The organism is Bacteroides sp. 2201st1_D9_2201SCRN_220225 (genome assembly GCF_040928965.1).
GTDB classification, from domain to species: Bacteria; Bacteroidota; Bacteroidia; order Bacteroidales; family Bacteroidaceae; genus Bacteroides; species Bacteroides stercoris.
In genome coordinates, this window is sequence record NZ_JBCODG010000117.1 from 1 (window position 1) to 7,344 (window position 7,344).

General features: G+C 51.0%; 4 protein-coding genes and 1 riboswitch. All 4 genes read left to right on the forward strand.

Annotated features, from left to right (window positions below; all coding sequences use genetic code 11):
• The first annotated feature begins 221 nt into the window (after positions 1-221).
• Positions 222-428, forward strand: a riboswitch (cobalamin riboswitch).
• A 151-nt stretch (positions 429-579) separates the two neighbouring features.
• On the forward strand, positions 580-2,649 hold the full coding sequence (locus AB5903_RS21400) for a TonB-dependent receptor (protein ID WP_005849141.1): 2,070 nt from the start codon (positions 580-582) through the stop codon (positions 2,647-2,649).
• On the forward strand, positions 2,646-3,848 hold the full coding sequence (locus AB5903_RS21405) for a YncE family protein (protein WP_005849142.1): 1,203 nt from the start codon (positions 2,646-2,648) through the stop codon (positions 3,846-3,848). Before AB5903_RS21400 ends, AB5903_RS21405 begins: the two co-directional genes overlap by 4 nt.
• A gap of 130 nt (positions 3,849-3,978) precedes the next feature.
• Entirely contained in the window at positions 3,979-5,541 is a 1,563-nt protein-coding gene (locus AB5903_RS21410) for a PKD-like domain-containing protein (RefSeq protein WP_272710929.1), read from the forward strand.
• A 49-nt stretch (positions 5,542-5,590) separates the two neighbouring features.
• On the forward strand, positions 5,591-7,344 hold a 1,754-nt coding region (locus AB5903_RS21415; RefSeq protein ID WP_368118255.1), incomplete at its 3' end, for a DUF5074 domain-containing protein.

The following is a 7,344-nucleotide window of genomic DNA, read 5'->3' on the forward strand; positions in this document are numbered from 1 at the left end:
TCAAAAAACCGTGTAATTGACTATATTTCAATAATTTCAAAGAACTATTTATCCACTTTTACGGGACAGTAGTGATAAAATAGAATAACCGTTTGGAATAAGAAAGAGGATGTATCTTTAGGATATGACCTATTTCTTTTTCCCCTGCGGAAACCTCCGCCCTTTCCTCGCCGGCAACGAAAAAAACTTTTCTTCCCAGTTGCCTTATCCGAAATTTTAAATACCTTTGCACTTGAAATGGTTCTGTTTTGTCCGTCCGGGCAAGCAGATTAAAAGGGAATCGGGTGAAAATCCCGGACAGTCCCGCTGCTGTGAAACTCCATTTTCAACTTTGCGAAAAATACTTATGCCACTGATGTAACGGTTACATTGGGAAGGTTTCGCGAGGGGAGTCAGTCAGAAGACCTGCCATCATTCATTACCTCCTGTCCTCTGGGGTTAGGACAACGGTCAGTTTTAAGTTTACATTTTTAAGCTTGTGAGTTTTTGAGTCCTTTAGCCAATGCAAAGCAACAACTTATAAACTTACAAACTCAAAAACTAAAGACCTAAATACTTAATATTAAACATACAACGCGTATGATGTATTGCAAATGCAGAAGGCATCTGTCCTTTGATATCCTACTGTTCCTTGCGATTTGCATTGGAGGGAATACGCCCTTATGGGCACAAAGCAGGCTGGACAGCATCCAACAGTTGGACGAAGTGGTGGTCACCGCCAAGTCGTACAAGGAAGTTATCCCTGCGCAGAAAATGGACAAGCTCACTCTACAGTCGCTGAACAGTTTCTCCGTGGCCGATGCCATCCGTTACTTCTCGGGTATCCAAATCAAGGATTACGGAGGAATAGGTGGACTGAAAACTGTGAACATCCGCAGCCTCGGTACCCACCATGTGGGAATTTTCTATGACGGCATCCAATTGGGAAACGCCCAAAACGGACAGGTGGATTTGGGTAAATTCTCATTGGAGAACATGGAAGAAATCTCGCTTTACAACGGGCAGAAGAGCGAAATTTTCCAACCGGCCAAGGACTTCGGTTCTTCAGGCTCGGTGTACCTGCGTTCGCGCACGCCACAATTCGCCGAGGGAAAGAAGTATAATCTGAAAGCCACCGTCAAGGGAGGCTCATTCGATTTGATCGACCCTTCCATCCTCTACGAATACAAGTTCAGTGACCGGATGAGTGCTTCGTTCAACGCAGAGGTTATCAACTCGTCCGGAAAATACAAGTACCGCTACAAACGGGTGTATCCCAACACCCACCAGGTGATGTACGACACTACCGCCGTGCGCCAAAACGGTGACGTATTCTCCACTCGGATCGAAGCCGGACTCTATGGCAAAATACCCGAAGGCTTCTGGCGAATAAAAAGTTACTTTTATCACTCCAACAAGGGTATTCCCGGAGCCATTGTAAATAATGTATGGAAGAACTCGCAGCGGCAGACCGACCGGAATTTTTTTACACAGGGCACTTTCCAGAAATCCCTGTCCCGCCGGTTCGACCTGCAAGCCAACGTGAAGTACGCCTACGATTATATGAACTATGTTAACCCGGACACCACGTTAATGCTGATAGACAACACCTTCAAGCAACAGGAAGTGTATGCCTCCGTGGCAAGCAAATATGCCGTCAACCGCGTTTGGGACATCGCCCTTTCGGCCGACATGCAATATAACGTTCTACACTCGAACATGGACGGCTTTGTCTTCCCCCGCCGACTGACCACTCTGGTGGCAGTGGCCACTGCGCTCGACTTGGGTAAAGTGAAGATACAGAGCAGCTTGCTCGCCACTTGGGTGCGCGAACGCATTCGCTCCGGCAACACAGCTCAGGAAGATTCAGCCAAGGCAGCTCCCGACAAGCGGGAATTTACTCCTGCCGTCTTTCTGTCTTACAAGCCCTTCAAGAGACACGATTTCAACATCCGCGCCTTCTACAAGCAGATATTCCGTATGCCCACCTTCAACGATCTGTATTATACGGACATCGGCAATATTGCCCTGCGCCCCGAGTTCACCCACCAGTACAACCTTGGGATGCAGTATGGAAAGACGTTCAAACGCGGATGGATAAGCCGCATCGACCTGCAGGCAGATGCCTACTACAACGAGGTGACGGACAAAATCGTGGCCGTGCCCAAAGGAAACGGGCAGTACCGTTGGATGATGATGAACCTGGGCTACGTGGAAATACGGGGCATTGACGCCTCGTCCACCACAGAATTCCGCCTGCCTTGGGACATCCTGCTGAACCTGCGCCTGACCTACACCTACCAGAAAGCACAGGACTTTACGAAACGCAAAAGCGACGTGCTACAAAACCTGACCTATGGCGGTCAAATTCCTTATATACCTTGGCACAGCGGGTCGGTCATCGCTGGCATCCACTGGCGATCGTGGCAGTTGAACTACAGCTTCATCTATGTAGGCGAACGCTACCACAGTTCAGCCAACATACGCGAAGACTACGAACAGCCATGGTACACGCACGACATGGCCCTCATTAAAAACTTCAAAGTCAAGGATACCAACCTGCGCTTGGCACTGGAGGTCAACAACCTGCTGGCACAAGACTACGAGGTAGTACTGAACTATCCCATGCCCAAACGCAACTACAAACTGTCATTCACTGTTGAAATATGAAGCAAAACATACGCTACACACTTATCAGCCTCCTGGCGCTCTGCACCCTCGGCAGTTGCCGGGACGATGTGGAGATGATTCTCTCCGAAGACGAATACACGGGCTACACCCGCACCCCGGACGGTTACCGCGGGTTCTACCTGCTCAACGAAGGTAACATGGGCAGCAACAAGTCCACACTGGACTACTATGACTTTACCACCGGCATATACACCCGCAACATCTATGCCGAAGTGAACCCCACCGTTCCCAAGGAACTGGGCGATGTGGGCAACGACATCGGCATCTACGGAAGCAAGATGTATGCCGTCATCAACTGCTCCAACAAAGTGGAGGTGATGGACTACCAGACCGCCAAACGAATCGGCCAGATAGACATTCCCAACTGCCGCTTTATCAAGTTTGCCGGGCGGTACGCTTATGTCACGTCCTATGCCGGGCCAGTGGAAATCAACCCTAACTACGAACAGATAGGTTACGTGGCCCGGGTTGACACCGCTACCCTGAAAGTGGTGGATCGCTGCCTGGTAGGATACCAACCCGACGAACTGGAAATAGTGGACGGGAAAATCTATGTGGCCAATTCCGGCGGATACATGGGTGCTGGCGAGACTTCGGGTTACGAACGCACCGTGTCAGTCATTGACATCTATACCTTCACCGAAGAAAGGCGCATTGATGTGGCCTACAACCTGGAACGCATTAAAGCCGACCGCCGGGGCGATCTGTGGGTAAGTTCGCGCGGCGATTACAAGGGGCTGCCCGCACGCCTCTTCTTCATCGACCGTAAAAAGCAGCAGGTAACCGACACCATCCCCATAGCCGCCACCAACTACTGGATAGACGATGATCTGCTTTACGTGTACGGCACAGAATGGAGCTACATTACCAACGACTGGAATATCAGTTACTCCATTGTCAATACCGTGACACACGAGATAGTTACCCGCAACATCATTACCGATGGCACTAATAAGGAAATCGAAATGCCTTACGGCATCATGGTGGACCCGGAAACCAAGGACATCTACATCACCGATGCAGGCAACTACGTGACACCCGGTGCCCTCTACTGCTTTGACAAATACGGGAAGAAGAAATGGGTGCAACGTTCGGGCAATATTCCCGGACACTTCGCACTGGTTCCCATTTACAAGTCGGACAGTGCACAGCCTGATCCGGTGCTGCAGTTCCAATGAAAAAACACTCTTAAAAACTGATATGATTAAATGGATGAGTTTATTAGTCTACAAGTTCTTAAACCAATGTAAAGGAATAACTTAGAAACTTACAAACTCAAAAACTAACAAACTAAATACTTAAATAAAAATGAGAAAACAGTACTCTTTTCTATTATTGGCCCTCACCCTACTACTTTCCGCATGTTCCTCGGAAGATGAGAGTATGGAAGGTATCCTGCCCCCCGCCATCGCGGGGTTGGAAAGTGAATACACCCTGCTGGCAGGCGAAGAGCTGACTTTTGCCCCCACCGTGGAAAACGGAGAGCATGCCACCTGCCTTTGGACACTGGACGGTGCGGAAGTGTCGCGCGAAGCAACCTACACTTTCCTCGCTGGGAATGAAGCATATACCCACACCCTTTCTCTGCAAGTGAGCAATGAAGCCGGAAAGGACGAGAAAACCGCTCGCCTGAATGTCATCAGCCAGGGAAGCACCGTCACACTGGAAGCGCAAACTTACACGGTGGTCCCCATTGAGCTAAACGGCACCCCGCTGGGAGGAGGCACCTGGAAAGTGACCTCCGCAGCATCCGATCTGTACCGCCTCACCGGGGCCGATACCGATATCCCCTCGTTCATTGCCGCCCGCGAAGGACGCTACATCCTCACCGCCGAGAACGAAGGAAGCAAGACACATGTTCTTGTCAACGTAAAGGAGCGGTCCGGAAAGCTGACCTCCAATATTGCCTCCGTGCTTGACTATATGCCGGCACCCGGACAGTTTGTCAACGTGTTGCCCGAGTATGAGGAAGGAGACACCCACGAAGACATGGTACGCAAGGCCGGCGAGTGGCTGGTGGGGGACGAAGCCTATGCCATCACCCTGGGAGGCTGGGGCGGATACGTGGTCGTAGGCTTTGACCACACTATACCCAATGTGGCCGGATTGCGTGACTTCCGTATCAATGGCAATGCATTCGACGCGGTCGACAACGGACGACCCGATGCGCCCAAGGGAGGCAGCTGCGAGCCGGGCATAGTCATGGTGGCCTATGACAAGAACAAGAATGGACGGCCCGATGAGGACGAGTGGTACGAAATAGCCGGAAGTGGAAACTTCACCACCAAAACTGAAGCTTGGTACAGTATCGCCGTGGAGAACGGGAACGACACCGATGTGTTCCGCGACTACGAAATGACCTACTACCGACCCACCCGGGAAGAACCCGAAGAGAGCGCCGAACCAGACAACCCGTTGGCCTACATTACCATCAAGGACTATATACGCTGGACCGACAATCGGGGCAACAATGAGTACAAGGTGAAGAACGTGTACCATACTCAAACCTACTATCCCGCCTGGGTAGACGAGAACCAACTTACCTTCCACGGTATCCGCCTGGCCAACAATGCCATCAACGAAGGCAAATTCAATCCGGGAATCAATTCGGGAAGCGTCTACTTCGTACTCTATTCTTTCCGATACGGCTATGTGGACAACAGCCCCAATGTGGATGATAACTCGGCCATTGACATAGACTGGGCCGTCGACCGGGAAGGCAACCCTGTGGAACTCCCCGGTGTGGACTTCATCAAGGTGTATAACGGTGTAAACCAAGAAAACGGCTGGTTGGGCGAATGCTCTACCGAAGTGGAACGCGGTGAAGACCTCCACATGCAGGGCAAGCGCATCCCCACTCTGGAAGAATGAAACGGACAGAGAGAAATAACCATATACTAACTAAAAACGAATTGAAAACATGTATTTGAACAAATTATTTAAACTGCTCGTGCTCCTCATAGGGCTGACCTTCAGCTTCACAGCCTGTGACGACCATTATGATGAACTGAAAGGGGACATCAACGACATTTACGGCCAAATAGACGAACTCAAGACCGACATCGAGGCATTGAAAGGACAGGTCAACTCCATCCAGGGCATCGTGGATGCCATCAATGGTGGAAAAGTGGTGACCGATGTAAAGGAGACCGAAGACGGACGGGGCTACGTAATCACTTTCAACGACGCCAGCACCATCGAAGTAATGAAGAAGACCAACGGCTCCGCCATCAGCATAATAGAAGTGGAGGGCGTGTACTACTGGGCCATCGTGACCAACGGCATCCCTGCACAACTGCTCAATGAAGCAGGCGAACCTATTACTGTGACCGACAATACGGTTGAACTCACGCTGGACGAACACGGCTACCTGACACTGAACGGCAAGCGCGTGACCGATGCCAACGACGACTTCGTGCGCTTCAAGAAAGGCGAAAGCGGAGCTTTCTTTAAAGACATCATCGTGACGGATAAAAGCGTGACTTTCGTCCTGCCCGATGACTCACAGATTGTACTTAACAAGGAGACAGGTACTTTCCTACGCTTCGACACTGACCAGAAAATGCCTTTCTACCTGCTGAAACCAGGACGTGAAACCCGAATCAACATCAAGTTCTCGGCTAATCTCAAGACCCTCGAGGTGCTCTCTGCTCCCGAAGGATGGACCACGAACGTACATCGCGCCAACAGTTACGTGGCCGTGACTCCGCCCGCCAATGCTACCATGGGACTAGGGGAACTGCGCCTCCAGGGCACCGATGAAAACGGTCTCGTATACCTGGCCATCGCACGTGTCAGCGTGAAAGGAAGCGGATTTGCCGACCCGGCAGGCGTGTTCATCCTCAACGAAGGAAACATGACCACCGAAAACGGATCGCTCATCTACATTGACAAGGAAGGCAAAGTACTGGACTACGCCTACCGCACCATGAACGGTACGGAGCTGGGCAACGTGACGCAAGACATCTACATCTTTAACAAAAAGATGTACATCATTTCGCAGAACGGAAAGACCAATGCCGTAGGAACCGGGTTCGATAACGACGGCATGCTCGTGGTGGCCAATAGCGAGACCTTGGTCAAGGAAGCCACTTTCAATGAAGAACTTTCGGCCCTGAATTGGCCCACACACATCGCCGTGCTTGATGAGAAAAACATCTTTATCCGCGATAACTACGGCGTGCACCTCTTTGACAGCGAGGCAGGTATCGAAACCCTCATCGAAGGCTCCAAAGGGGCAGGCAAGCTGACCATGGCCGTAGCCGATGGAAAGGTGTTTGCTATCGCAGGCAGCAAGTTGCTCGTATTGGAAAAGGGAAAGACCACCGTTGGCAAGACCATTGACATGGGACAGCAGATTGCGGCTGTAGCCAAGGCCAACGACGGCAACCTTTGGGTAAGCATGCAAGGAAGCCCCGCGAAGATTGCCAAGGTGAACAGCAAGACCGGTGAAAGCATCAAGACAAACGTTGTGACCGAGGTTAATCTTAATGCTGGCGCAGGTGCCGGATGCTCCATCACAGCTTATCAGAATAAGCTGTACTACAGCGGACTGGGCAGTAAGATCTACCGTCACGACTTTGAAACGGGCACAACCACGATGCTGGGCGATGTCAAGGAATTCAATTCCGAAATGACCATGACCTACAATCCCATCGCCGTACACCCCATAAC

Bases quoted from the DNA above. Each gene is read 5' to 3' on its own strand.
- AB5903_RS21400 (WP_005849141.1), top strand. From the start codon at position 580: ATGATGTATTGCAAATGCAGAAGGCATCTGTCCTTTGATATCCTACTG.
- AB5903_RS21405 (WP_005849142.1), top strand. From the start codon at position 2,646: ATGAAGCAAAACATACGCTACACACTTATCAGCCTCCTGGCGCTCTGC.
- AB5903_RS21410 (WP_272710929.1), top strand. From the start codon at position 3,979: ATGAGAAAACAGTACTCTTTTCTATTATTGGCCCTCACCCTACTACTT.